Annotated in this window: 23 protein-coding genes; 4 read left to right on the top strand and 19 right to left on the bottom strand. The window is 63.4% G+C overall.

From position 1 onward, the window contains the following. Position 1 precedes the first annotated feature (1 nt). The 6 genes from HWX22_RS23115 to HWX22_RS32040 form a co-directional block, all read right to left on the bottom strand. Positions 2-1066, bottom strand: a complete 1065-nt coding sequence (locus tag HWX22_RS23115; RefSeq protein ID WP_175916473.1) for a phenol 2-monooxygenase domain-containing protein — start codon at positions 1064-1066, stop codon at positions 2-4. A gap of 25 nt (positions 1067-1091) precedes the next feature. Next, positions 1092-1448 (bottom strand): phenol hydroxylase subunit P4, encoded by a 357-nt coding sequence (locus HWX22_RS23110; RefSeq protein WP_175909793.1) that lies wholly within the window; start codon positions 1446-1448, stop codon positions 1092-1094. 74 nt (positions 1449-1522) lie between these two features. Then, the gene (locus HWX22_RS23105) at positions 1523-3073 is read right to left on the bottom strand and encodes an aromatic/alkene/methane monooxygenase hydroxylase/oxygenase subunit alpha (protein WP_059818358.1); all 1551 of its coding nucleotides are present in this window, start codon (positions 3071-3073) and stop codon (positions 1523-1525) included. A 38-nt stretch (positions 3074-3111) separates the two neighbouring features. After that, complete coding sequence (locus HWX22_RS23100; RefSeq protein WP_059818357.1) at positions 3112-3381, bottom strand: MmoB/DmpM family protein; 270 nt, start codon at positions 3379-3381, stop codon at positions 3112-3114. A gap of 37 nt (positions 3382-3418) precedes the next feature. Beyond that, on the bottom strand, positions 3419-4414 hold the full coding sequence (locus tag HWX22_RS23095) for a phenol hydroxylase (RefSeq protein ID WP_175909791.1): 996 nt from the start codon (positions 4412-4414) through the stop codon (positions 3419-3421). 16 nt (positions 4415-4430) lie between these two features. Beyond that, a complete protein-coding gene (locus HWX22_RS32040) occupies positions 4431-4817 on the bottom strand; it encodes a phenol hydroxylase subunit (RefSeq protein ID WP_244135270.1) in 387 nt (128 codons plus the stop codon). A 130-nt stretch (positions 4818-4947) separates the two neighbouring features. On the opposite strand from HWX22_RS32040, the gene HWX22_RS23085 reads away from it, so the two are divergent. Together HWX22_RS23085 and HWX22_RS23080 are read left to right on the top strand one after the other, a co-directional pair. Further along, complete coding sequence (locus tag HWX22_RS23085) at positions 4948-6636, top strand: sigma-54-dependent Fis family transcriptional regulator (RefSeq protein ID WP_175909789.1); 1689 nt, start codon at positions 4948-4950, stop codon at positions 6634-6636. A gap of 1 nt (position 6637) precedes the next feature. Further along, on the top strand, positions 6638-7378 hold the full coding sequence (locus HWX22_RS23080) for a GntR family transcriptional regulator (protein WP_059818353.1): 741 nt from the start codon (positions 6638-6640) through the stop codon (positions 7376-7378). 23 nt (positions 7379-7401) lie between these two features. On the opposite strand, the gene HWX22_RS23075 is transcribed toward HWX22_RS23080, so the two are convergent. After that, positions 7402-8226, bottom strand: a complete 825-nt coding sequence (locus HWX22_RS23075; protein WP_175909787.1) for a PhnD/SsuA/transferrin family substrate-binding protein — start codon at positions 8224-8226, stop codon at positions 7402-7404. A gap of 318 nt (positions 8227-8544) precedes the next feature. On the opposite strand from HWX22_RS23075, the gene HWX22_RS23070 reads away from it, so the two are divergent. Then, complete coding sequence (locus HWX22_RS23070) at positions 8545-9570, top strand: fatty acid desaturase (protein ID WP_175916472.1); 1026 nt, start codon at positions 8545-8547, stop codon at positions 9568-9570. Positions 9571-9799: 229 nt separating this feature from the next. Beyond that, positions 9800-11008, top strand: a complete 1209-nt coding sequence (locus tag HWX22_RS23065; protein WP_175909784.1) for a benzoate/H(+) symporter BenE family transporter — start codon at positions 9800-9802, stop codon at positions 11006-11008. A 73-nt stretch (positions 11009-11081) separates the two neighbouring features. On the opposite strand, the gene icmH is transcribed toward HWX22_RS23065, so the two are convergent. The 12 genes from icmH to tssI form a co-directional block, all read right to left on the bottom strand. Next, on the bottom strand, positions 11082-12299 hold the full coding sequence (icmH, locus tag HWX22_RS23060) for a type IVB secretion system protein IcmH/DotU (protein WP_175909782.1): 1218 nt from the start codon (positions 12297-12299) through the stop codon (positions 11082-11084). A gap of 19 nt (positions 12300-12318) precedes the next feature. Next, a complete protein-coding gene (tssM, locus tag HWX22_RS23055) occupies positions 12319-16410 on the bottom strand; it encodes a type VI secretion system membrane subunit TssM (RefSeq protein WP_175916471.1) in 4092 nt (1363 codons plus the stop codon). Between the two features lie 25 nt (positions 16411-16435). Beyond that, positions 16436-17743, bottom strand: a complete 1308-nt coding sequence (gene tssL, locus HWX22_RS23050; protein ID WP_175916482.1) for a type VI secretion system protein TssL, long form — start codon at positions 17741-17743, stop codon at positions 16436-16438. Between the two features lie 12 nt (positions 17744-17755). After that, positions 17756-18037 (bottom strand): PAAR domain-containing protein, encoded by a 282-nt coding sequence (locus HWX22_RS23045; RefSeq protein ID WP_175916470.1) that lies wholly within the window; start codon positions 18035-18037, stop codon positions 17756-17758. Positions 18038-18062: 25 nt separating this feature from the next. Next, positions 18063-18920, bottom strand: a complete 858-nt coding sequence (locus tag HWX22_RS23040) for a DUF4123 domain-containing protein (RefSeq protein WP_175916469.1) — start codon at positions 18918-18920, stop codon at positions 18063-18065. 23 nt (positions 18921-18943) lie between these two features. Next, a complete protein-coding gene (locus HWX22_RS23035) occupies positions 18944-21142 on the bottom strand; it encodes a DUF2235 domain-containing protein (RefSeq protein WP_175916468.1) in 2199 nt (732 codons plus the stop codon). Further along, complete coding sequence (locus HWX22_RS23030) at positions 21139-21741, bottom strand: DUF3304 domain-containing protein (RefSeq protein WP_244135269.1); 603 nt, start codon at positions 21739-21741, stop codon at positions 21139-21141. The genes HWX22_RS23035 and HWX22_RS23030 overlap by 4 nt, the downstream gene beginning before the upstream one ends. 13 nt (positions 21742-21754) lie before the next feature. Beyond that, positions 21755-22414: a DUF3304 domain-containing protein gene (locus HWX22_RS23025; protein WP_244135268.1), complete on the bottom strand. Its 660-nt coding sequence runs from the start codon at positions 22412-22414 to the stop codon at positions 21755-21757. Next, positions 22374-23027, bottom strand: coding sequence for a DUF3304 domain-containing protein (locus HWX22_RS23020; protein ID WP_175916467.1), 654 nt, complete (start codon positions 23025-23027; stop codon positions 22374-22376). Before HWX22_RS23020 ends, HWX22_RS23025 begins: the two co-directional genes overlap by 41 nt. Further along, positions 22987-23496 (bottom strand): DUF3304 domain-containing protein, encoded by a 510-nt coding sequence (locus HWX22_RS23015; RefSeq protein WP_244135267.1) that lies wholly within the window; start codon positions 23494-23496, stop codon positions 22987-22989. Before HWX22_RS23015 ends, HWX22_RS23020 begins: the two co-directional genes overlap by 41 nt. A gap of 86 nt (positions 23497-23582) precedes the next feature. Beyond that, positions 23583-24203, bottom strand: a complete 621-nt coding sequence (locus HWX22_RS23010; protein ID WP_175916465.1) for a DUF3304 domain-containing protein — start codon at positions 24201-24203, stop codon at positions 23583-23585. A gap of 22 nt (positions 24204-24225) precedes the next feature. Beyond that, entirely contained in the window at positions 24226-26751 is a 2526-nt protein-coding gene (gene tssI / locus HWX22_RS23005; protein WP_175916464.1) for a type VI secretion system Vgr family protein, read from the bottom strand. Between the last annotated feature and the right edge of the window lie 69 nt (positions 26752-26820).

Below are 26820 nucleotides of genomic sequence, written 5' to 3'. Positions count from 1 at the left end.
GTCACACCCGCCGGAACAGCGGGCTGCGCGTCTGCTGCGCGTCGGCCGCCGAGATGAACTTCTCGTGATAGATGTCGCGCTCGAACAGGCGGCCCTGCATCAGCGTCGTGATGCAGGCGTCGATCATCGCGGGCGGTCCGCACAGGTACGCCTGATGCCCCGAGAAGTCGCCGTCGAAATGCGCCTTCGCGACGTCGTGCACGAACCCTTGCGCGACCTCGCCGCCCGCATCCGGCGCGCCTTCGGACAGCGCCGGCACGTACGTGAAGTTCGGATAACGTTCGGCCAGCGCGCGGAATTCGTCGTGGTAATACAGTTCCTTCGCGTTGCGCTGGCCGTAGACCAGCGTGATCGGCGCGGCGACGCCGCTGGCGAGCAGGTCCGCGATCATCGAGCGCGGGCTCGACAGCCCCGACCCGCCGGCCATGAAGATCATCGGCCGCGCGGCCGAGCGGCGCACGAAGAAGCGGCCGTATGGGCCCGACAGGCGCACGCGGTCGCCCGTCGCCAGTTGCTCGTGCAGATAGCCGGTACCGAGCCCGCCCGGCACCTGCCGCACGTTCAGCTCGATCTCGCCGGTGGCCGCGACGTCGGCCGGCGCGTTCGCGATCGAGAACGCGCGACTCTGCCCGAGGCCGGGAATCTCCAGCTGCACGTACTGGCCTGCCTGGAAGTGGATCGGCTGCGCCAGCTTCAGTCGGATCGACTTGATGGTCGGCGTGAGCTGCTCGATGCGCGTGACGTCGGCCGCGAAATCCTTGACCGGAATGATCTCCGCGTCCGGTTCCTCGTCGACGTCGGCCTCGATCACGGTGTCGGCCTGCAGCGTCGCGCAGCACGCGAGCGCCTTGCCTTCCTCGCGCTCGAAATCCATCAGCGCGAACGGGTTCGCATCGCCGAGATCGGTCTCGCCGTCGAGCACCGCGACCTTGCAGGTGCCGCACAGGCCGTGACAGCACGCATGCGGAATGTAGATGCCCTGGCGCAGCGCGGCATCGAGCATCGTCTGTCCTTCCTCGACCTCGATCGTGACGCCCAGCGGCTCGATGGTAAGTTGGTGGCTCATGATGGTTCGCTCGTTGGCGTGGCGATCAGAAGCTCGCGCCGCCGAGGCCATCGAGGCCCGGCGTTCGGAAACTGATCAAATCCTTGTGCCCGAGGCCGTTGTCGGCCAGGCTCTTCGCTGCGTCCGGCGTCCACGGCTCGCCGGAGCGAAACCACTCGACGCGGTCCCAGTCGATCTTCGCGAAGTCGGGGTGATAGCCGTAGACCGGCGGCAGCACCTTGTCGGCGAGCGCGCCGAACGGCAGGTCGGGCGGCAGCGGCAGGCAGAACGGCGCGGGAAACATCAGGTGGTTTTCCCAGCACACGTAAAGCAGCGGCGCCGGAAACTTCCCGACGGCATCCTTCACCGGGAAGTCGTAGGGTTTGAGCGCGATGACGGCCATGTTTGTCTCCTGTCGGCCCGCGTTCACGCGGCAGCGCGCGCGGGCCTTCTTCAAGGTTGCTTGTCGGTTGCGGGTCAGTTGCTCGTGGCCTGGCCGCGCCAGGCCGCGAAGTTCTTCTGGTCTTCCGAGCCGTCGAAATCGAGGTTGTCGCGGCCCATCTGCACCTCGTAGTAGTCGAGCACCGCGGCGAGCGGATCGAAGCCTTCCGCGCTCGGATCCGCATCGGGCGGAAAGCAGTTGCCCTGATAGATCTGGTGCACGGGCAGCCACGCCTGCACGTATTTCTGCGGCTCGTGGTCGAAGATTTCCTTGCAGTGATCGCTGCAGAAATGGAACTTGTTGCCGAGGTAGTTCGACTCGCGCGCGCCGATCTTCGTCGGGTTGCCGGGCTCGGTGAACAGCATCGGGATCTGGCAGGTCTGGCACAGCATCGGCAGCGTCTTCATGTAGAAGCGGTTGCCGGCCTTCGCCTGCTCGCCCCAGTAGTCGAAGCGCGGGCGGTAATAGCGGTCGAACGAGTCGGGATACTTCGCGGCGAGCCACGCCATCTCGTCTTCGGTCGGCACCCAGGTATGGAACGCCGAGGCCGCGTTGAAGCCGTAGAACGTCGACCATGCCTGGTGGCTGATGTGGTCCTTGCCTTCGCATGCGTCCTGCCAGCCCTTCGGCTCGCGAATGCCGTAGCGCGCGAGATCCTTGAACAGCGCGCCGCCGTTCTGCTCCGCGTACATCTCCCACGATTCGCGCCAGCTCATCACGCGCTTCGGCTGCATGTAGTCCATCATCATCGCGACCAGCGTGAGCAGCCGGTAGCCGCGCCAGAACCACTTGTCGATCCAGCGCTGCACGATCGGCACGTTGTCCGGGTCCTGCTCGAGCAGGAACTTGATGCATTCGATGCCGAGCGTCATGTGCCGCGATTCGTCCGACTGCGCGGAGAAGCCGAACGTGACCGTCGACATGTCGCCGTTGTATGCGGCGCCCGACATGAACGGCACGAACAGCAGGTTCGTCAGCACGTATTCGAACGAGAAGCTGACCGCCGTCAGGAACTCGAACGGCCCCGACGAATACGCGTCCTCGAAGAACGACTTCGGCACCGACAGGTACCAGACGCGGTCGAACCAGTGGTTCGAGTGATGGAAGCCGTTGAAGAACTTGTTGTACGTCGACATCGCGTGCGTTTCGGTCTGATAGTGCCGCAGCTCGTCGATCGACTGCATCTGGCACGCGATGCGCGCGCCCTCGCCGGTGAAGTGCCGGCCGACGTGCGCGAAACCGCGATGCGCGAGATATTCGAGCGGCGTCACGCCCTGGATGAACAGCTTCAGCGCATTGATGTAGCGCGCGTCGGTCACGCCGAGGAACGCGTTGTTCTGCGTGAACGCGTCGATCACCGCGTACAGCTTCTTCTCCTTCTCGCCCTGGTATTTCCAGTACGCATCCATCGTCAGGCGGAACGGGTCGACCCACTTGTCCCAGTCGTGGATCTTGATGCCTTCGTAACGGTCGTACGGGAAGACCTTGTCCATCGGCTGGTAGGTCGTCTCCCAGCCGAGGCCGCGCGTCATTGCCGCGTAGCGGTCCTTCAGGCCGAGCTTTTTCTTGAGCGTTGGCGTGTCCATTCGTGTCTCCGGTGTTGTCGATGCGTGTTGCGCGGCGTTCAGTGCGACCAGCTCAGCGTGAACTCGTCGTCGTCCTCGTCGATGTGACCGGACAGCGTGATCAGGTTCACCTGCAGCTGCTGCAGGTCGAAGCGCGTGCCGGTCAGTTCCTCGATCGTTTCGCGGCGGATCGTCAGCCGGTCCGGCGCGTCGATCTTGACCATCCCGGGCGACTCGACCACCACCGCGCGCGGGTTGTCGGCGACGATCGCGTCGACAATTGGTCTGGATTCCTCATTGGCCTGAAAGGCGATGAATACATTCGACATGCTGGCTTTCCTTGGAATGTGAAGTGAATGCCCGTCGTCAGAGCGCGAGGCCGAGCTTGGCGACGCGTGCCTGAAACTGCTCGCGCACTTCGTCGAGCGCTGCCCGGCCTGCATCCTGCAGCGCGCGCGCCGCGACCGGCGCGAGCGCCGCGTCGGCTCGTGCAGACCAATCGCGGGTCCAGCGGGCGAGCAGCACGCGGTTGTCGTCGGATTCGGCGGCCATGGTCTTCACCACCGCGTCGATCCAGCGGCTCGATTCGGCGTGCCATTCCGGCATGAACGCGGTGAGCATCGCGACCGCCGAGCCGCCCGCGAGCGCGATCCGTTCGTCGACGAAGCGGTCGTAGACGAGCGGATACAGCAGGCCGTCGAGCGCGAGGTTCTGCGCGACGAACAGCTCGACCGGATCGGCCACGACCAGCGTGTCCTCGACGTAGCGGCGCAGCGGCTGCCAGGCGGCGTCGTTCGTCCAGCTGGCCTTGGCTGCGTCAAGCACGTCGGGCTCGGCCATCGCGAGCGCGAGGCGCGTCAGGTACTGCGCGACGCCGAGGTTGTCCATCGCATGGAACATCGCGGGCGCGGTGAACGCGGTGCCGTAGCCCAGCGCGCAGATCTGCGCGTTGTTCATGTTCGCGCCCCACGCGGCATGACGCAGCGGTACCAGCACGTCGAGCGCCTGCGCGGCCACGTCGTCGCGCATCAGGCCGATCATCCGGCGCGATTCGACGAACTCGAAGTTCGACTCCATCGCGTCCTGCTGGCGCGCACGCGTCGTCGCCCACGACGCGTAGTAGAACTGGCGCGGATCCTTCAACGCGTACCAGTTCGCCATCCTGATCGCCGAGCGCGACGAATCGAAGATCTCGTGGTCCGGATCCCAGGTCGGCCGGTAATGGAAGTTCGCCTGGGGCTGCGCGCCCATCATGCCTTCCTGGTAGCGCGTCGCCGTCTTGTCGCCGCCGATGTTCTGCGCGACATGCGCGAAGGTGTGCCGGAGCGGCTTGATGTCGACTGTCTTCAGCTCGATGGTCACTTCTTGCTCCTCAAGGTCATGGGTTCGCTTCGACGTCGAGCCGCGTAACCTGCTGTTCGCGGCAGAACGCGTCGAAGGCGGCAGGAGACAACGTCAGCTCGACGAACAGATCCGGCGCGCCGCCGAGCGAAAACTCGAATTCGACGAAGCCGCGCGCGTTCGTGCCGGTCACGCGCGCGCACTTGCGGCAAGGGTCGAGCGGGGAAAGATCGGTCGGGTGCTGATTCATGATCGGTGTCGCCTCCATGCCGGACTTCAATGCACCATCCGTGCCACGTCCGGGCAGGCGCCCAAAAAATCTCGATAATTCAGGGAAAGCCCTGACGCGAAGTTCAAATTCGCGATCCACAATGGCGGTTAACCAGAACGGAAATCGGTCGGCGTCGACCACGACCGAAGCCATACACGGCGGCGTTTTTCATCATTTGAGCAACCCGGTCGAGCGCATTTGCCGAAATGATCAAATCGATCCGCCAGCTGTGACGCCGCTGGCGAAAACCTTGAAAATCACGAGAAATCTCGACGGAGGAGACATGACGCGGCCCAGCCTGCCCCCATTGCCGCCGGACACAGACCTGCGCAAGCTGATCCATTTTTCGGCGAGCGACGGTCGCATCTGGCTGGCCGGTCAGCGGATGGTGCTGCTGCATGCCGGCGCGCTGGCGACGCTGCGCCAGGAATTGATGGAAAGCGTCGGACCGGCACAGACGCGACGCTTCTTCACGCGTGTCGGATTCGCCGCCGGCGAACGGGATGCCGCGCTCGCCCGCGAGATTCGCAGCGGCGCGTCGCTGTTCGACATGTTCCATGTCGGCCCGCAACTGCACATGCTCGAAGGCGCGGTGCAGGTCACGCCGGTGCGGTTCGAGGCCGATCCCGCGACGGGCGCGTTCTATTGCGAATACCGCTGGGAACATTCATGGGAGGCCGACGTGCACCGTCGCACGTTCGGGCCGCAGCCCGAGCCCGTCTGCTGGATGCTGATCGGCTATGCGACCGGCTACACCAGTGCGTTCATCGGCCGGACGATCCTGTTCAAGGAAACGACTTGCGTCGGCATGCACGACCCGCACTGCACGATCGTCGGCAAGCCGGCCGAGGAATGGCCCGATGCCGAAGAGATCTCGTCGTGGTTCAAGGCCGACTCGCTGATCAATACGATCCGCGACCTGCAGACCGAAGTCGAATCGCTGCGCCTCGAGATGACGCCCGACGACGGCCGGACTCGCCTCGTCGGACGTTCCGACGCGTTTCGCGCGGCCTATGCGCTGCTGGAGACGGCCGCGCCGACCAAGGTCGCCGTGCTGCTTACCGGCGAAACGGGCGTCGGCAAGGAGCGTTTCGCGCGCGCGCTGCACAGCCTCAGCCCGCGCGCGCAGAAGCCGTTCGTCGCGATCAACTGCGCGGCCATTCCGCATGCGCTGATCGAGTCCGAACTGTTCGGTGCGGAAAAAGGCGCGTTCACGGGCTCGCAAGCCGCGCGCGCCGGCCGCTTCGAGCGCGCGGACGGCGGCACGCTGTTTCTCGACGAGATCGGCGAGCTGCCGCTCGACGTTCAGGCGAAGCTGCTGCGCGTGCTTCAGGAGGGCGAGGTCGAGCGGCTCGGCGCGACCGACGGCCGGAAGGTGGACGTCCGCGTCGTCGCGGCGACCAACCGCGATCTTGAGCAGGCCGTGCGCGACGGCACCTTTCGCGCCGATCTCTATTACCGGATCAACGTCTACCCGGTGCTGATTCCGCCGCTGCGCGACCGGCAGGACGACATCGCGCCGCTCGCCGACGCGATGCTCGAACGCTTCGCGGCCGTGCACGGCAAGCCGACGCCGACGCTGACCGATTACGCCTACGACGCGCTGCGCGGCTACCGCTGGCCCGGCAACGTGCGCGAGCTCGAGAACCTGATCGAGCGCGCGGTGATCCTGTCGCGCCCGAACCGCCCGGTCGACGCTAAGGACCTGTTCCCCGGCGTCGGCTCACCCGGCGGCGCGACGGTCGACCGGGCCGGGCAGATCCGGCCGGCGGCCGCCATGTCGATCGACTGCGGCTCCATCCTCGACCAGTTGCAGGGCGGCGGCGGGCTCGACGGCCTCGAACGCGCGCTGCTGCACGAGGCCGTCGATCGCGCGAACGGCAACCTGTCGGCCGCCGCGCGCCTGCTCGGCCTGACGCGCGCACAGCTCAGCTATCGGCTCAACCGCAAACAGGATCAGGAGAACGCGTGACATGAACACCATCCTGCCCGCCCATCCGTTCGACGACTCGTCGCCGGCGCTTGAGCCGGCCGCCGACGACGCCGCCGAGCCGCATGCCCGCACGCTCAGCGAGCACGCGTATCACCAGCTCCGTCAACACATCATCGAGGGACATTACCCGCCCGGCACGAAGCTGCGCGTCGAGCATCTGAAGGACGTGTACGGCGTCGGCGCGGGCACGCTGCGCGAGGCGCTCACGCGGCTCGTCAGCGATGCGCTGGTCGTCGCCGAAGGGCAGCGCGGGTTTCGCGTGACGCCGATGTCGGTCGACGATCTGGAAGCGATCACGCGGCTGCGCATTCATATCGAGGTCGATGCGCTGCGCGACTCCGTGCGGCGCGGCGACGACGCGTGGGCGCAGCGCGTGCGGCAGAGTTTCGACATGCTGTCGGCGTGGGAGCAACCGGTGTCCATCGAAAACCGCGCCGCATGGGAAGCGTGCAACCGTCGCTTTCACGAAGCGCTGATCTCGGCGGCCGCGACGCCCTGGACGTACCTGATCCTGCGCATGCTGTCGCAGCAAAGCGAACGCTATCGGCGCGTGTGCATCGGGCTCGGCGATTCGAAGCGCGACGTGCATGCGGAGCACACGTGCCTGTTCGAGGCCGCGATGCGCCGCGCCGATGCGCGCGCCGCCCTCGCGCTCGAAGACCACATCGGCACGACGCTCGCCGTGGTACGCAACGCGCCGCCCGGCACCTTGCCGTTCTAGCCACCGCCGCGCGGACGACGCGCTCACGCCAGCTCGGGATACCCGTGCGCGGCCGCGTCCCGCGCGAGATCGGCAATCGTGTCGTATGCGGCCGGCGGCCGGCGCTCGAATCCCTTCAGGCGCAGCGCGGTCGCCCGATCCGCATCGACCGCGACCGCGTGATCGAGCGCATCCTGTAACGCCTCCACGAGGCTCCCGTTCAGCGCCTTCGATGCAATCAATGGCAAGCCCGGCGCCGACGCCGTCATGCCGATGATCCGGATGTCGTTCAACAACTCGGGCAGTGCGTCACGCACATACGCGAACGTCACGCAGTCGATCGCCGCGCAATCGGCAGCGCCTGCCGCCAGCGAGCGCAGCACGTTCAGGTGCGAGCCGAACGACACGACCGAACCGAAGAAACGCCCGTCGTGCGCATGCGGCGCGACCGCGTGCCGGAACGCGTTCATCCCGCTGTGTGAATCCTCGCCGTTGAATGCGGCCCGTAATCCGCGACAGGCAGCCAGCGTCGTCGCGCCGCCCGCATGCACGCGCGCCGACGCCACCAGCACACTGCTGTAACGCGCGCCGTCGCAGCCGGGCGCATCGAATGCCGGTGTCGCGATCAGGTGCACGGCATCGCGCAATCCGAGCATCCGGTACGGATAACCGCATGTCTGCGACAACAGCAAGTCGCTGCGGTGCCACAGCGCGTGCAGATCTCCGAACGGTTCGTCGAGCAGCGCGACGCCGGCCGGCCCGCCGTGACGCGCGAACGCGTCGAGTGCGTCACGCAGCAACGCGCGCCACAGTGCGGCGTGGCGCGGCGTCACGTTGTACATCGGCAGTCCGGCGATCCATGGGCTCATGTGCGCATTCTACGCACCGGCGGTGCGTTGGAGAAAGCCCGTTTGCTCGGGTTTCGCACAGGTCCGGCACGCGCCTGGGGCGGTCAATGCTTATCGGTCGCGCAGCGATAAGCAAATGCGAATTGCTTGGTTGGCCTGACTACGCGAGCCGGTTAGCGTTCCAGTGTCGCGACGCCGTCGCAAGCCGCTCGCCGTAGCGGTCGACTGCGAGTCGCGACGCAAGTCGGCCACCTGCATCGCGGCTCGCAACGGCGCGATCGTCCGCTACCCGTTACCCGTGCAGCCCCCGTATCACCCGCTACATCCCGCCCCAGCACCATGGCCGAATACTTCGACGTCGACCACGCGCGCGCGATCGCCGCACTCGACGCCCGCTTCACTGCCCGCACCGAGTGGCCGACGTGGCTGCTGGTCGTCGCGATCTACGGCGGCTGGCTCGCCGTGCTGCTGCTCGTACGCGCCGAGCGCCTGTCGCTCACGGCCGCGACGCCGCCGCTGATCCTGCTCGGCGCGTGGCACATGTCGCTGCAGCATGAGCTGCTGCACGGCCACCCGACGCGCTCCGCGTTCGTGAACCGGCTGCTCGGCTATCCGCCGTTGACGATCTGGTATCCGTACACGCTTTATCGCGACACGCACCTCGACCATCACCGCGACGAGGACCTGACCGTGCCGGGCGTCGACCCGGAAACGAACTACGTGTCGCGCGCGCAGTGGGCGCGGTTGCCGCGCTGGCGTCGCGCGCTGACCGTTGCGCGCACCACCTTCGTCGGACGTCTCGTGTTCGGGCCGCCGACGAGCGTCGCCGCGATGTTCGCCGACGCATTCACCGCGTTCCGGCGCGGCAACTTCCGCTATCTGCGGATGTGGGTGACGCACGCCGTCTGCGTGGGTGCGCTACTCGCATGGCTGCAGCGGGCGATCGGCGTGCCGTGGTGGTACTACCTGCTTGCCGTCACGTGGCCCGCGCTGTCGCTCGCGATGATCCGTTCGCTGTTCGAGCACCGCGCCGCGCGGCATCCGAAGGCGCGCATCGTCATCAACGAGGCGGGCTTCGCGATGCGGCTGCTGTACTTGAACAACAACTATCACCTCGTGCATCACGACCTGCCGAGGCTGCCGTGGTACGACCTGCCGCGCGCGTACCGGATGCGGCGCGACGCGTATCTGGAGAAATGCGGCGGCTTCGTGATCCGCGGCGGGTATCGCGAACTGCTGGCGCGTCACGCATGGACGCCGACCGACGCGCCCGTGCATCCGTTCGACCACGGCACGGCGTCGCTGTCGACGGGCAGCGGTGCGAAGGTCGCCGCGGTCGACGGGTATCTTCAGATCAGTACGTAACGCTTGAGCGGGTCGCGCTGCGCCGGGAAGGCGCCCGATGCGGCGACGGCCGCGCAAGGCCGCGCGGCTGCCGCGACGCGCTTTGCTTACGAAAAGCCGACAACACCGATCCTCATCGGCAAATTGCCAATTTCGGCGGCAATGCCCAGAATGACGGATCGTCCGGGGCCTCCAACAATCATTCGCCCCGGGTCAGCCTCCCGGCCGCGCGCCGCACTCCCCTACGACGATGCAACCGAACACCTCGCCCGGCGCGATCCGCTCGATCGGCAACGACTGGTCCGTCTCCGCGGTCACCGCCGGCTTTCTCGCGGTGCTGATTTCCTACGCGGGCCCGCTCGCGATCTTCTTCCAGGCGTCGCAGGCCGCGCACGTATCCAACGAGATGGTGGCATCGTGGGTCTGGGCGATCTCGATCGGCGCGGGCGTGTCGGGCCTCTTCGCGAGCTGGAAACTGAAGGTGCCGATCGTGACCGCATGGTCGGCGCCCGGCACCGCGCTGCTCGTCGGCCTCTTTCCGCAGCTGACGCTGAACCAGGCCGTCGGCGCGTACATCACGGCCGCGTTGATCATCCTCGTGATCGGCATCACCGGCTATTTCGACCGGCTCGTGCGCCACATTCCGCGCGGCATCGCGTGCGGGATGATGGCCGGCATCCTGCTGCCGTTCGGCATGCATGCGTTCTCCGCCGCGACTGCGCAGCCGGTGCTCGGGTTCGGGATGATCGCGGCGTACGTGATCTTCAAGCGCCTGTTGCCGCGCTACAGCATCGTGCTCGTGCTGCTGACCGGCACCGCGCTCGCGACGCTGCTCGGGATGGCGCATCTCGGCAACGTGTCGCCGAGCATCGCGCGACCGATCTTCATCGCCCCCGAATGGACGCTCGGCACCACGCTCAGCCTCGCGCTGCCGCTCGTCGTCGTGAGTCTCACCGGCCAGTTCCTGCCCGGCATGACGATCCTGCGCGTCTCGGGCTATCACACGCCGGCGCGGCCGATCATCACCGCAACCAGCGTGATGTCGCTTGTCGTCGCGTGCTTCGGCGGGATCACGATCGTCGTCGCGGCGATCACCGCTGCGCTGTGCACCGGCAAGGATTCGCACGAGGATCCGGACCGGCGTTATATCGCGGGCATCGCGAACGGCGTGATTTACCTGATCGGCGGGCTCTTCGCGGGGACGATCGTCACGCTGTTCTTTGCACTGCCGAAGGCCTTCGTCGCGATTCTCGCCGGGCTCGCGCTGATCGGTGCGATCGGCGCGAACGTGCACGGGATCTTCGAGGATGAGGATCATCGCGAAGCGTCGGTGATCACGTTCCTCGCGACTGCGTCGGGGATGACTTGGCTCGGGCTCGGGTCCGCGTTCTGGGGGATCATGATCGGGTCGCTTTCTTATGCGGTGTTGAGCAGGGTGCGGCGGCGCCAGGGCACTTAAGCAGGCTCCGATTGCCTTCGGCGAAAGGCACGTCTCCCGTATCGGCGCTTCGCAATACACATCGACTCGCCGTTCAGTTCGATACGGTCACTTCGACACGGCGATTCCTCGATCTTCCCTGTGCCGTGCCGTTGTCGGCCAGCGGATCGGCGTCGCTCTGTCCAGCCGCGGAGATGTTTTGCACCGGCACACCCGCCGCCGCGAGGATCTGCGCGACCTGCCGGGCGCGGGCTTCGGAAAGCGCCTGATTGTTGTTCCGGGATGTCGCGCCAGCCGGCACGTTGTCGGTGTAACCAACGACCCGCACGTGCGCGGCGGGTACCGACGCGACAATGGTCCGACCGACTGTAGCCATGATGGATGCCCACCATGGCGCGACCGCCACGTCACCCGACGCGTACATGCCGTTGAACCGGAGCGTCAGTGCATTCGTCGCCGTATCCCGGTTCAGTTCGACGTTGCCGGCAGCCACCTCATCACGCAGACTCGTGCCAAGCTGCGCCGACAGGACTTCCAGCGAGGACGTCGTCGCAGCCGGCTTGCCGTGAATCCAGTGGCTCACCGCCGCATAACCCGCCGCGCCGAGCATCAACGCAACGAAAAGGCCCGCGCCAATCCACCAACGTGTACGACGCGCCCGTACGGGGCGCACCCACGGATCGACGATCGATTGCCGTGGCCGCCGGATCGGCTCACTGTCGCGCATGCTGCCGAATCCGCTAGTCACCACAACCTGGTGCACGGCTTCGCGAACACCCTGAAGACGGGCCGAGCCATCGTTCCCAACGCGATATCGCCCCTTGAAACCCAGATCGAGGATGTTCTGATACAGCTCGAGCAAATCGAGATGCTCGCGAGGACTCCCGAGCGCCTCGTCGATCAGTCGAAACACGCGATCGCTTCCTTGCCGGTCATGACCCAGCGCCGCTGCCAGGCTGTTCGACTGCCAGTCGGCTCCCGTCGCCCCGCCCTTGCCCCAACGCGTCTGCATCGCCGCTTCGTCAAGCGCGGCACACAGGCCATAGCTCGCGCGAACAACGTGGTCGGATCGCAGTTTCAACTCGTTGCAGACACGCGTGAACAACCTGAGCTCCTGCTCCAGCCACCAGCGTCGATGCGCGACGGCGTCAGGTTCCAGCACGGTGGGCGTATCCGCCAGCGCTCGCAGCAAGCTGCGCGCCGACTCCAGCAGCGGGTTGACCGCCTGTTCCGCATCCCTGAGACGCGTTGCAAGCGGCGGGGATGCCGGCGCTCCGGCAGGACTTCTCGGATCGGCCGTCGAAATCGTCATCGTGTTCCCTCCTCGCCATTCATCGGGCAGTATTGATCGTGCCCGCCGGCACCGTGCCGCGCGGCAATCCGGGGGGCGGGCCACTATCCGACAGGTCGAACAGCGGCATCGAGCTAGGGCAACGGAATGTGCTCAGCACATCGCTCGTCAGCGGATTCGCCACGCTCCCGGTGCTCGCGATGTCGAGCGCCGCCTTGCGACCGTCGAATTCGAACGCGACGCGGCTGCGGCCGGGCGTCGCCGTTTCGACGACCCGTCCCCGCTGGAGCAGTCGCATCAGTGCCCAGGGTCCGTCGGCAGCGATCGTCGACGTGTCGGGACGAATGCGCGGATTGGCGGTGATCTCCGCATGAACGCCACCGCGCGGCCCCGGCCACGACACCGTGAACGGCGCCACGGGACCATGCTGATAGAGCGACGTCTGGCCATCGACGTCGAGCGACAGGCCCAGGATCGCGGGGTCCAGTTCGGGAATGCGGATGTCGACCTTCCACGTGAGTTGCTTGTGGCCGGGATCGCTGAAGAAGGTGTCGCGAATCGCTTTCGCGTGTTCGAACGGTTCGAGATCCGGCCCCCGTACGGGTTCCGTCGCGCCGGGAAGCGTTCGGTACCGCCACGGCTTCGCTGACGTGTCGACGAAAGGCGCCAGCGTCTTCGCGAAGAAATCGTCGATTACGCCTCCTTGCGCGAATATGCGGGTGAAATCGTCGATGCCGACATCGCGCTTGCTGTCGGGCGAGAACGGATAGTTGCCCTCGATGGTCAGCCGGCACGTGTCGCCAACGGCTGCCTGCATCTGGCGCGACAATAGTTGCCCGATACCCTGATTGACTTCGCGCGAGCCATCCGCGGCAAGCTGCAGCAGTACCGCCCGGAAAGGCGCGGGCATCGTGTTGGCGGCCATCTTGAGTTTCGCCGCCGTGTCGCTGGCCGGCGGCATGCTGTTGTTCGACAACGCGTTGTCAGAGACCGTGAGCGCCGTGTAGTAATCGTTCAACAGGTTCGTTACACCGTCGAGGCCTGTCGCGCCAGCCTGAGCCGCCGCCTGGGAAGCGCCCTCCGAATCGGCGTTGCCGGTCACGACTTCGCGCAGCGCGGCGAAATGGACGTCGACGAGGTCGCGCTCGACGCGTTCCGACGCGCGAATGCCGAGCGCCTTGTCGGCCTTCTGGCTGATCTGGTCGGCTGCTTTCTGCAGAAACGTACCGCCCGATCCGCTCACCGGCGCCGTCAGCGTTGTTTCATGCACCGCCGCACGGGCCAGCCGCACGAGTGGCGAGTCGGGAGCCGCGAAGCGGCGCAGCACCTGAAGATTGAACGCGAGGCTCGTACCGCTGACCGTCCGGATGTCGTTGAGAAACGCATCCCATTGCCGCGCGTACTCCGTCAGATATTCGCGGCGGACCGCGTCCGTCAGCGCGTCGTCCGTCCCCGTCGAATTGCTCACGATTTCAGCCGTTTTTTTTTGAGCCGAATCCGACACGCCCGCCAGGTACGAGCGCCCCATTACCCACGCGTCGTCATCGCGAGCAATCTGCACGAACTCAGGCAGCCGCTTGTCGAACAGATTCCGGTAACCGTCGAACGTGAAGAGCCCTGACACGCCGCGCGACAACGGCGCGTCGCTCGCTCGCGTAAACACCGTGCCGGCCTGCGGGCCCACCGCGCGCAGCAGCGTGAACTCGTCCGGCGCCTCCTTCTGCATCGCCACCTTCGCGCGTTCGTACAGACGACCGGTCGCGTTGCTGCCGTCGAGAAACGCCCTGGCACGCTGGATCAGTGCGTCATTGCGAATGAGCGGAGACTTCACCACACGATCACCGGAAAAGAGCTGCTGGACATGGTCGATCATCGACGCACGGCCGCCGAAGATCGCTGCACTGTCATGTTTTGCCCAGTCGTCGAGTACCCACGTCTTGACGTCATCGGCATTGAACTTCGCTGCGTCGTAGAGCATCAGGTAGACGCGCAGCGCATCGTAAGCGACCTTCGAATCGTTTGCGGCGATCGCGCCGGACATCACGTCCTCCATCCGACGCACGATTTGCGGCAACAACAGATTGTCCTCGAGGGCATCGTATGTGCGACCGCTCTCCGTCGCGATGCTCGGCGGCACGTACAGCCCATAGCGCCACTCGCTGCCGGGATCGGAAAGGTCCAGATTAGGAAAAGTCGGCAGATAGCGCGCTTCGGTCAGTGTGTCCGGCACCGATTCGGGTTTCGGCGTCTTGTAGAGTTGCGTCACGCGAGCTGTCAACGCCTGCGCCTTGCGCCCCATCGCGTCGAGATAGTCGCTGTTGTGGCCGAAGCTCACACGCAAGCCAATCGCCAACCAGACGAACAACAGCAGGGTCAACGTGTGCCCGGTCAAGCGCAACAGCCGGTAGCGGAATTCCCAGCGAAGGTTGGGGCTGACGAGATGTGCTTCCGGGAACACGACACGCGTCAGGAGATCGTGCAGAAAGAAGCTCTGGTTGCCCTCGGCACGCTGCTGTGAAACGACGGTGTGGTCCTGAGCCGACAGCAGGCGTTGAACGAGCGTACGGTGCTCCGCAACGACTTCGCCGCCCCGTTGCCGCGCACTTGTGAAATACACGCCGCGCAACGTCGCATGGAGTTGGGTATCGTCGTAGCGCGAATCGAGAAAGACCTGGTCGATCAAGTCCGTCAGCGGTCCGAGCAGCGCGGAAAATTCCTCCGGGAGGGCTGCTAGCCTTCGCCGCTTCGGCAAGTCGTATTCATCCTGCAGGTGCGTATCGATCGAGCCGCTCAATCGTTCGGACAGTTCGGTGAGCTCCTGGTGGCACCGCGCCCGCAACCCTTCCTTCGCAACTGTTTCCTTGCCGTACGGAAGTGTGAAACCCCATGTCTGTGCTCGCCCTTCCGACGTGAGCGCACCGAAATACTCGGTAAAGCCCGTCAGACCGTCCATCTTCGTGACCATCACGTAAACGGGGAAGCGGATGCCGAGCTCCTGCCTCAGCTCGGCCAACCGCGCACGCAATGCGGCGGCCTCCGCGATCCGTGCCTGCTCGTCGGCGTCGGCCAGCGTCGCAAGATCGATCGTCAGCAACGCGCCATTGATCGGCGCGCGCGGCCGATTCCGGCGCAGCATGCCGAGAAAGCCGAGCCATTCCGCGCGATCGATCTCCTGATGACCATGGCGCGAGCCCGAAAGGCCTGGCGTGGAATCAACACCCGATTTCGATGCCGTGGCCGCCTTCGATTGCGACGGCGCATCTTGTTTCGCATCGTCTTCGGCGCGCTGCTCGTCCGGCGTTGAGTCGTTCGCATTCGCGTCGACGGTATCGGCCGCCGGCTTCGGTTCATCGACGTCCGCGCTCGGCGAGGTGCCATGACGTGTGTAATAGCCCGTCGTGTCGATGAGTACCGCATCATTGGTCAACCACCAGTCCACCGAGGCGGTGGCGTCGACAGGTTTCCCCGCGGCACGCTGCATCTGCTCGGCAACGGGAAACGCCAGTCCGCTGTTCATCAGCACGCTGGTCTTGCCCGAGCCTCGTGAGCCGAGCGTGATGTACCAGGGCAACTCGTACAAATAGCGCTTGCCCTGGAACAGCCGACCAAGACCGCACGCACCCGTGCGCATCGATTTGAGGCGCGCGAGCGCGCTGGTCACGATCGGCTCGACTTTCCGAAGCCGCGATGCGGCAGGCGACTCGTCCTTCTTGTCGCCGATGCGCAACATTTTCTTCAGGAACGCATCGTCGGCACGCATCTTCTGCCAGACGCGATACATCCCGAAGATGACGAGAACTCCCACCACCACCGCGATTGCGATGAGTCGGGTCGACGTCGGCTCGAACGGAGCGGCATGACCAAACGAAAGCAGCGGGCCCGCATACCAGATCAACAAGCAAAGCAGGGCGACGAACACGATCGTCGTCGACTGGCCCACGAGCCAGAGCAGCACCCCGGCGAGCAGCAATGCGATCAACAGCACGCGCATGCCGGCCCCGGCGAGCGGCCTCAGTCCGCCGAACGCAAAGAACGGTCCGACGAACCAGATCACCAAGGCGACGACAATCAGTGCGAGGAACGCGAGAAACTGGCGCGAGGCCAGAAACGACAGGAACTGAAACTTCTTCATGTGTTATTCCGAAAACAGACCTGGCTTATCGCGCGACGACGATCTCGACGCGCCGGTTTTGCGCGCGCCCCTGTGAGGTGCGGTTGTCACCGACAGGATCGGCATCGCCCTTGCCAGCGGCTTCGAGACGATTCGCCGGCACGCCCGCGGCTTGCAGCATCTGCATGACCTGAATGGCCCGCTCTTCAGACAGCGCCTGATTCGATGCGAAATGACGGCTGCGAATCGGTACGCTGTCCGTATAACCCAGCACGGCGACCTTGCCTGGTACCTTGGATATCTCGCCGGCGATCTTGGAAATCAGCGGATTCATCGATGCCTGGACCGACGCGGCGCCGGGCTGGAACATCGCATCGCCGCGGAATGTCACGGCGCTGCGGTGGGCAGCTTCGTCAACGCTGACGGTGCCGGCGGCGATCTCGTCCTTGAGCAACTGCTTGAGGTGCATTTGCGGCGGTGCGGGTGGCGGTGTCATCGCGGCTATCGCGGCAATCTGCTTTTGAACGCCGGCGGCACGGTTCATCAGCTCGTACTTGAACCAGCCGAACTGGCCGAGCAGGATCACGGACGCGACGGTTACAGTGATCCACACCGGGAAATCGTGGAACGACAGGCGCTTGCCTTTTGCCGTCGATTGCCAGTGGGGCGATAACGCCATCGGCACGGGTTCGCGTTGCGACGTGATGACGTTGTAGAGGCGTTGGCGGATCGCGTCGTGCTTGCGTTTGCCATCGGTTACGCCTCGGTAGCGGCCTTCGAAGCCAAGACTGAGAGCGCGGTAAATCACCTGGAGGAGATCGCGATGCTCATGAGGGTCCTCAAGCAGACGACCGATCAGCAGATAGACTTTGTCACCGCCCTTGAGATCTCCGTGGAAAGTGGTCGCAAGCCCCCCTCGAATCCACTCGATCGCCGATGAACCCTCCTTGCCCCATGCGGTTTGCGTTGCGGCTTCGTCCAGTGCCGTGCACAGGCAGTAGCTTGCGCCGATCATGTGATCGCGACGGATGTTTGCCTGCTCGCACAACTTCTCGAATACGCGCACTTCCTGTTCAAGCAACGACTTTAACCGGGCAATGGCTTGGTTCGACGTCAACTTATCGGGCATGTCCGCCTGAGCGCGGAGCAAAACACGGGACGCCTCTATCAACGGATTCCGTGCCACGCGAACCGCAGCCAACCGCTGGTCAAACGGCTCTGACGGGAAATATTCCGGAACCGCTTTTGCAAGAGTATCTCCATCGCTGAAAGCGGTCGTGACGCTCGCCGACGATGATCCACCTTTTTCTTCAACGGCAGACTGTTCCTTAACCTCGTCAGCTGGAAAATTCATTGTCGCCATAGGTTAGCCTCCAGCGTCCGCCGCGACACTGCCGATCAGCGTGCAACCGCATTCCGTGCGATGACCGTGCATCGCCACGCGTCGGTTGCCAATGGTGAACGTCGGATGTGCCTCGACGATCCGGTTGACCCCGTGCGGACGACCGTCCGGATATTTTTCGGGGCAATCGACCAAGTCATCCAGCCGGGCGATCTGCCGACCGCCGATGGTGTGAGTTTCCGAGCCGCTGATGACTCGGCCCCCGTGCGAGGTCGTATCGCCGACCACGATGATTTTCAGCGCCATGTTTATTTTCCGAGTCAATGACGTGTCAAGACTGCGCGCACAATCCAGCTTTACTCCCGCGCTCGAGTTCGCCCCATACCCAACCGGGTATCTGATCCACCATCGCGTCGAATCCCTCGCCAGTTCGACGACGAACCGTCAGTGCGTCGCGAATGTACCGGTGTCGATCAAAACCTGCTCCGTAGCGGTACGAGTAATTGCAATAGGCCAACCGGTCTCCGGGTTCGGTGAATCCCCATTCCAGTGCCCGTCGGTACCGGGGCTCGAATTCGGTGAAGCGGCTCCTGTAAGGCAGGCTTTCATCGATGTGCCCCAGATCGATCAGCGATGCGATGAGTTCATCTGGCTCCGTATGCGCCATCAGCTTGTCAATATCCCTCTGGTCGAGCTCGATCATCACGGATCGGGAAATTCGCCCCACGTCGAGTGAATCATTCTCGACCGTCTGCCACTGCGCGTGACGCCCGCGATATTTGATCCGCTCGACCGGTGCCAGGAACACATCGCTGATCTGTTTACCCCACATATCGAGCACCGCGCCTGTATTACGAGGATCGAAGAATCGGACCATCGCGGTCATGCCGTCTCCGATCCCTGCAAACAGGAACGCGCGAAAATGCGTGGCTAGCTCCTGCAAACCGACACGGCTCCGGACAAGCGTGAGACACGGCGAGTGAAGGTCGATTCGATCCAGCTCGCTCACCCATGTTGCGGCCGGATCATCAATGCAGGTGAGAAATAGGGAAGCCGGCCCGAGTTGCTCTTCAGGAAGCCCCTCAAAGAGCGAAACGAACTGCGTGCCGGACTGCTCGAGCAAAGGCAAGATCCTTGCTGGGTTGGCGGCACCGTCGACCAGACCGAATGATTGCGCGCGTTGTTGCATATGGATGACTCCGTCCCCTGCCTCTATGCCCATGCGGCCTTGCTGATGTTCCCGGCAACCAGCGGTTCGGATTCGGAAGTCAGCCCCATATAAGCGATCCGCTTTTTGCCGCCCTCGAAGATCACGCGGGGCCAGCCATAACCACCCGGCGCGTATTCGTGAAACCAGGGCACGCGGAACCAGATGCGGCTGTCGTGGACATAGTCGTCGAGCAGATGGATGCTCGCCTTCTGGAGCCGGTTGGCTGCTTCCATCGACGCATGCTTTTTCAGAAAGTTGACGACGCCGCGCGCGGGCGCCGCCACGATGTCATTTGACGGGCTGAATATGCTGAAAATCGTGCTCCATGTCGATGCAAGCAAAATTCCGCTCTCTGCGAGCCTGACCTCGGGGGCATCACTGCCAGGCTGCTCGTGCTTCACCGAAAGTGTCGTTGTCGTCGTACCCATGTCCGGGTATTGTCGGGGTGCCGGATCCTTGCGTAAGGTCACAGTGACCTTCCACTTCGATTCGCGGTCCTCAGGATGCAAGTAGCCCAACAGCAGGCGCATCTCCTCTGCGCCCTGGCGCAAATCGGTCTGCTCGTTGTTTGTAACGTCACAGACGCCTTCGCCGGGACGCGCCGGCGCGGCGTCCTCGGTGCCTGGGTGAGCCACCGCGCCGCACAGTGCCTCCGTGCGACGGTCGATCTCAAGATTCGTCGCCTTGATCTGCGCGTCCAACTCCATGATCCTCGGCATGTTGGCCGGATAGCGGTGGTTGCCCGTTTCTTGGGACTTCCGCACCTCCAGCCGCGCTCGCTTGGCGTTGAGCGTCTTCAGTTGCGGATCCGTCTTCTTTGCTTTCTCCAGTGCCTCGTCGACTTTGTAGGGTGTCATGCCGTCTTCCCTCGCCTTGCGGAAGAATTCCTGGCTGGCCACGTATTCGGGCGACTCGGGCTGCGCACGTAGCGTCCGCCATGCCAGCATATCGGCCATGCCGTGCTTGATCGCATCCTCCATGCGCCCGATCGGACCGGCAGTTTTTAGCCAGTTGTTGAAAGCGGTGATCGTAGTAGGAAAGATGTCAAAATCCGCTCGCATTTGCGGGTCGTCGAGAATCTCGTCGCCCCTCATCATCGGCACACCGTATTTCAGCGCATGGATGTACATGTCGTGCAGCGGGATCTGGCTCAGCTTGCCACCGTCGCCCTTGTCGGGATCACGACCCTTGCCCTGTTCGTTCGGCGCATAGCCACCGCCGACATCCGAATGCACACCGGGATAGGCAATTTCGTGTCGGATGCCGGGTGGATAGGCTCCCCCTACCTCGCGGATTGAATCAACCGGGAAGCTCATGCGCTGCTCGTGAATCGAGAACGCATGAACGCAGTAGCGAACCGATTCGGGAATGCGCATTGCACCGTTGTTGGCAAACGCGAAGTGCCCATCGAACGACCCGATGTCGACGGTCGCGCGGGTAAAATCAGGGGGGCCCACGGAGGCGACAGTATCGAACAATCCCAGGAAATTCACCTGATACGGCAGCGCGTACTTGCCGGCGAACTTGACCAGATTGCCACCGGGCGCCCAACTGTTGACCAGTTTGTGGACGAATGCGCGCGCGCCGGCGGCCCCACGGGAAAAGCCAATCACGTTGATCCAGATCTTTCTGATCGTCCCGGGCGGATGCAGGGCATCCACCGCAAGCTTGTGGGTCACGCCCAGTGTCTGGATCGGTTCGTCGAATCCGCTCATGTCCCCATTGGCAGCGGCATCGCATATCCTTTTTGCCGTCCCCGGCGAAATCAGGGCAAGGGACTTGTCCGGTGCAATCGCCCAGTAAGCGGCATTCAACACACGCACATAGCCGAGCAAGCATCGCGCATTGAAGCCCTCGGCCATCGCCTTACCCATTTTCGAATACGTCTCTTCGCCGATCTCGGGCAGCGGCGTACCGACGCCGGGAATGTAAAAGGCGAATATGCCATCCTCGTTCTTATCCAACGCCACATTGAACAGCCGTGCGACATTGGTATGGCTACGACTGAGCGAGTCGCGCAGCGGATTATCCGCCGCGTCATTATTGTTCGTGCCGTCGAAGAACAGGCTGATCTGCAGCGTTTGCTGACACGATCGCGTTTCGTCATGCATCCGCAGTGCGCCCTGCTCGTACGCGTCTTCGCTTTGCGAGCGCTGCAACCGGCCCTCCTCCGGTATTGCGTCAGGCCATCGAATCGTCACTGCATGCCTCCTCTTCTGTACTTCCGGTTCCATTCGTCGTCGATCACGCCCTGCGCGATATACGGATCGTTGTCGGCTGGACGGTTGTTCGGATTGTTCCCGCCCTCCCGATTGCCGTCGGTGATCATCACGCGCACCCGGTCGCCCGGCAGAAAGATGCCCCATGCATGATTGGCATTGGCACCGTCGTACGGCGCAATCCTCACGTTCTCTGCCTTGTACCAGTAGCCCGGTGTTTTCCCGTCTTGCTTCTTGTCCACCAGCCAGCGCACCGTCAAGGTCAGGTCTGCTTGCCATTCGAGCGGATAGCGCATACAGCACATTCCTCCCCCTTCGGACGGGCGGCCATTCGCCTTGATCGGTAGCACGTTCGAACCGCCGCCACCAATCCCGCTCCCGGACGGCCCGACCATCGAAAACGTGTGGATGTACCATGGCGAATAGTTCTGCGCGAAAACATCCATGCCTCCGCCCACCTTCACCGGGCGAGACACTTCTTCGGCAACAGTTACATTCGGTTGCCCGCCCGCGCACGCAGCAAGCGACGCACAGAGCGCCGACAACAAGCTGATCACCACCCCACGCCATCGAATCGTCACTGACGTCCCCTCCTCAATCGTGCGCCGGCGGATAACGCCGGTTCCATTCGTCGTCGATCACGCCCTGCGCGATATACGGATCGTTGTCGGCTGGACGGTTGTTCGGATTATTCCCGCCCTCCCGATTGCCGTCGGTGATCATCACGCGCACCCGGTCTCCCGGCAGAAAGATGCCCCATGCATGATTGGCATTGGCACCGTCGTACGGCGCAATCTGCACGTTCTCTGCCTTGTACCAGTAGCCCCATTTCTTTCCGTCCGGTCTCTTCTTCGTCACCAGCCAGCGCACCGTCAACTTCAGGTCTGCTTGCCATTCGAGCGGATAGCGCATGCAACAGACCGCTTTGCCGCCACCCGATGGCTTACCATTTGGCTGGATCGGCATCACGTTCGGGCCGCCGCCACTAATCCCGCTCCCGGACGGTCCGACCATCGAAAACGTGTGGATGTACCACGGCGAATAGTTCTGCGCGAAAACATCCATGCCGCCACCCACCTTCACCGGGCGAGACACGTCTTCGGCAACAGTTACATTCGGTTGCCCGCCCGCGCACGCAGCAAGCGACGCACAGAGCGCCGACAACAAGCTGATCACCACCCCACGCCATCGAATCATCACTGACTTTCCCTCCTCAATCGTGAGCCGGCGGATAACGCCGGTTCCATTCGTCATCGATCACGCCCTGCGCGATATACGGATCGTTGTCCGCCGGGCGAATGGTCGGGTTGTTTCCACCATCTCGATTGCCATCTGTCAACATCACGCGCACACGATCTCCCGGTAAAAAGATCGCCCACGCATCACCGGTATTGCCACTGGTGTAGGGCGCAATCTGCACGTTCTCCGCCTTGTACCAATAGCCCCATTTCTTTCCGTCCGGTCTCTTCTTTGTCACCAGCCAGCGCACCGCTAACCTCAGATCCGCTTGCCATTCGGCGGGCAGGCTCGTGCAACAGACTGCCTTGCCTCCTCCGGATGGCTTGCCATTTGGCTGGATTGGCATCACGTTCGGACCGCCGCCCCGGATCCCGCTTCCCGTCGGCCCCGTCATCGCGAACGAGTGGATGTACCAGGGCGTATAGTTCAGCGCCTTGGTATCCCCCGACAGCAGCGGCACCCGTTTCGGTACTTCGACTGCCACCCCTGTCGGTTGGCCGCCGGTACACGCGCCCAGCGACAAACACAGCGCCGCCAGCAAGCCGGTTCCCACCCCACGCCATCGAATCGTCACTGACTTTCCCTCCTCAATCGTGAGCCGGCGGATAACGCCGGTTCCATTCGTCATCGATCACCCCCTGCGCGATATACGGGTCGTTGTCCGCCGGGCGAATGGTCGGGTTGTTTCCGTCATCTCGATTGCCATCTGTCAACATCACGCGCACACGATCTCCCGGTAAAAAGATCGCCCACGCGTCTCCGGTATTGCCACTGGTGTAGGGCGCAATCTGCACGTTCTCCGCCTTGTACCAATAGCCCCATTTCTTTCTGTCCGGTCTCTTCTTTTCCACCAACCAGCGCACCGTTAACCTCAGATCCGCTTGCCATTCGGCGGGCAGGCTCGTGCAACAGACTCCCGCTCCCCCACCTGACGGTCGACCATTTTTCTGAATTGGCATGACGTTCGGACCACCGCCACCGATGCCACTTCCGCGCGGACCAACTATTGAGAACGTGTGGATATACCAAGGCGTGTAGTTCAATGCCTTCGAATCCCCAGCCAGCAGTGGCACCCGTTTCGGTACTTCGACTGCCACCCCTGTCGGTTGACCACCGGCACACGCGCCCAATGACAAACACAGCGCCGCCAGCAAGCCGGTTCTCACCCTACGCCATTGAATCGTCACTGCATGCCCCCTCTTCTGTACTTCCGGTTCCACGCTTCGTCGATCACGCCCTGCGCGATGTACGGATCGTTATCCGCCGGGCGAATGGTCGGGTTGTTTCCGCCATCTCGATTACCATCCGTCAACATCACGCGCACACGATCTCCCGGTAAAAAGATCGCCCACGCATCTCCGGTATTGCCACTGGCATAGGGCGCAATCTGCACGTTCTCCGCCTTGTACCAGTAGCCCGGTGTTTTCCCGTCCTGTTTCTTGTCCACCAGCCATCGCACCGTCAACTTCATATCCGCTTGCCATTCGGTGGGCAGGCTCGTGCAACAGACTCCCGCTCCCCCACCTGACGGTCGACCATTTTTCTGAATTGGCATGACGTTCGGACCACCGCCACCGATGCCACTTCCGCGCGGACCAACTATTGAGAACGTGTGGATGTACCAAGGCGTGTAGTTCAATGCCTTCGAATCCCCAGCCAGCAGCTGGACTCTCTTCGGCATATCGAGTTGCACTGTCCCCCCTGTCGATTGCCCACCCGCGCAAGCACCCAATAACAGGCAGAGCACCGGCAGCATCCTCTTCAGGAAAACGCCCAACTGTGAGAAACAAACGCTGTTGACCATGCTATCGATCCGAAGGTTGAGGTTATTGCCGTGGAACCAACGCTGACCCGCCTCTGGCGGCTTTAAGAAGACATTCGATGCAGATACTCTTCGGCGTAAGGCTGACCGGCGAGTCTTTCGGTCCCGGTAGCGAGTGAGTGGATGCAAACGCAACGAACTTGCCCGGCGTAAATATCTGTGCGCCACTGTCGTCAAGCACCATGCGGGTCTTTCCGCCTTGCAGCTCCAGCTTTTCAACGCCCGTGATCTGGATGACTTTCGTCAGTAACTGGATAGATTTCGCGGACTCCAGCTTGATCGAACTGGTCAACGCGTGAAGAACGATGTCGCCCAGCGCGGCCGAGATCCTGATAGCCGCTCGTTGGGCAAACAGACTGATCGTGTCGCGCACGCTCGCAAAGAAACTTCGGCCGCTCGCAACGCCGACATGCCCCTCGCTCGTCAACGCGACCTGTTGCGCGGCAACGTGCACCGTAGCGGGCGTCGTGATTTCAACACCCGCCTTACCATCGATCATCAGATGGGGCTCAGAAAATTCCGGGAACGGATTTCCGTCGCTCTCGACACCGCGAATCTGGTCGTTCTGCGCGTCAATCGTCTTCGCGAGGTCCGACTGATGTCCGTCGGTCTCCTGGGCTTGAGCTTCCTGGGCGGCATCGCTCATCGCGACATGCAGGCTCTGTGCAACTTCGAGCCGCCGAATCGCTTCCGACATAGCTTTGGCATGGCCCTGCGCATTAGGACGGCCTTCCGTCGTGAGTAACATGCCCGTCGCCGCACGAAAGACGCCGTCCCCATCGGTACGCAATTCAACGCCCCGACCGCGCTCATCCTTTCGCCCCGCATTCCCCGCAATACGCGTGATGTACCCCAAATTCAACTGCGACGTGCCTTCGTCACTCGACAGGTGCGCCTGAATTCTTCCGTTCGTATCGTCGAAAGCCAGCGTATTCGCCCGCCGAGCACCGATCTCCTTGCTACGAAAACCGGCAAGCGTCTGGTTCTCCGGTAAAGCAAACGGCGGCATGTTGAACGCATTCACAGCACTACCGACGATGATCGGCAAGTCCGGATCACCATTCGCGAATGCAACCTCAACCTCATGGCCGCGGCGCGGCAGGAAGATGCCGCCGAACTGATCGCCATGCCATGCACCGGCAACGCGCACCCAGCAGCTTGAACGTTCATCGTTGTCGCCGAGCCGATCCCACAGGAATTGCAACTTCACCCGACCGTACGCGTCCGTCCAGATTTCCTGGTTCTCCGGACATGTCACAACGGCATATTCGACGCCGGTAATGCGCGGCTTCGCGATCGTGCGCGGCAACCGGAATGGCTCATGGGTCGGCTGCAGCACGAAGTCCGCTTCGCAGTGGTAACGCTGACCGGAACCCGATGCCTCGCCAACCTCTTCGATCGTCAGCTTGCAGCCGATGACCGCATACTCCCGGTTGGCTGCGTTCTGCGGATAGTGCGACAGCACAAAGGTCTGGCCGACGACCAGTCCGCGCAGATTGCCCTGCCCGGAAGCCCTGAGCCCCTGGCAGCGATACGCCTGCATCTGCACGAGCGTCAGGTATTCCGCTTCCGTTCGCGGCTCATTGGACGCGCCCGACAAACCTCCCTTACCAGCCTGCGGCTGCGCATAGTCGCCCCACGTGTAATGCTCGTGATGAGCGAGCCCCGTATCGCGCGGATCCTCTCGCCCAACCGTCAGATCTGCGCGCGGTCGCGTGTAGTCGTAATCGACACTCGTGACCGCGCCGGTCGTCAACGCATTCGAGATCGACAACGCGTGAATATGCTCCTCGTCGACACGCCGGCTGTTGGGGGCTTCATAGCGGATCGTCGCGTAGGCTTCGCCGTGCGGCTTGAGCGCGGCGATCGCATCGCACAAGACCAAACGATGCTTGCCGTCGGCATGCTCGAAGAAGTAGAAGATGCCCCACTCCTCCCACAACCGCTGCAGGAACGTCCAGTCGCTTTCGTGGTGCTGGCGCTGGATGTCCCGCTTGGGCCAAACGTTGTTCGGACGCGGCGGCGTCAGCCGCTTATCGACCGGAAACAGGTACGTCGAGAGCACCGCGTCGGTGATCTCGATCACGGACATGTCCTGGAAGATTCGGCAATCGCAGTTCTTCGTCGCCAACCAGAGCCACGGTCGAAGCGTGACCGCGTACACGATCGATCGACCGTCTTCTCGCAGGATGGATGCGCGGAAGACGATTCCGGTGATCTCGCGCGTGCCTGCGCCGATGTTCGCGATTCCAGCGTTGCCGGCGAGACCACGAATGAAATGCCCCACGCCTTCGAGCTGAATCGAGACGGTCAGCTCGGTGCCGATCAGCTTGTCGAGATCGATATTCGCGGCAATGCTTTGCGAGAAGCCGAGTTCGTCGGGGGTTTTCAGCTCGAGTGTGTACTCGAACAATTCGCCAACGGCTTCGCCGCCGGTAAGCTTCACCGGCGTGAGGATCGGACGATCACCGTACATCGGCATGGCCGCGCCGCAAACCGACAGCGTCCGTGGTGAGTCAAACAAAGCCATCCCGACATCTCCATTGAATCGATCGAGCCATCGACTCTCGATGGCAATCCAGCCGCTTCGAATCCGTCA

The organism is Burkholderia sp. BCC1638, from assembly GCF_902833195.1.
GTDB lineage: Bacteria > Pseudomonadota > Gammaproteobacteria > Burkholderiales > Burkholderiaceae > Burkholderia > Burkholderia diffusa.
The sequence above is the reverse complement of the archived record's forward strand: the minus strand, read 5'-3'. Positions and strand labels throughout refer to the sequence as shown.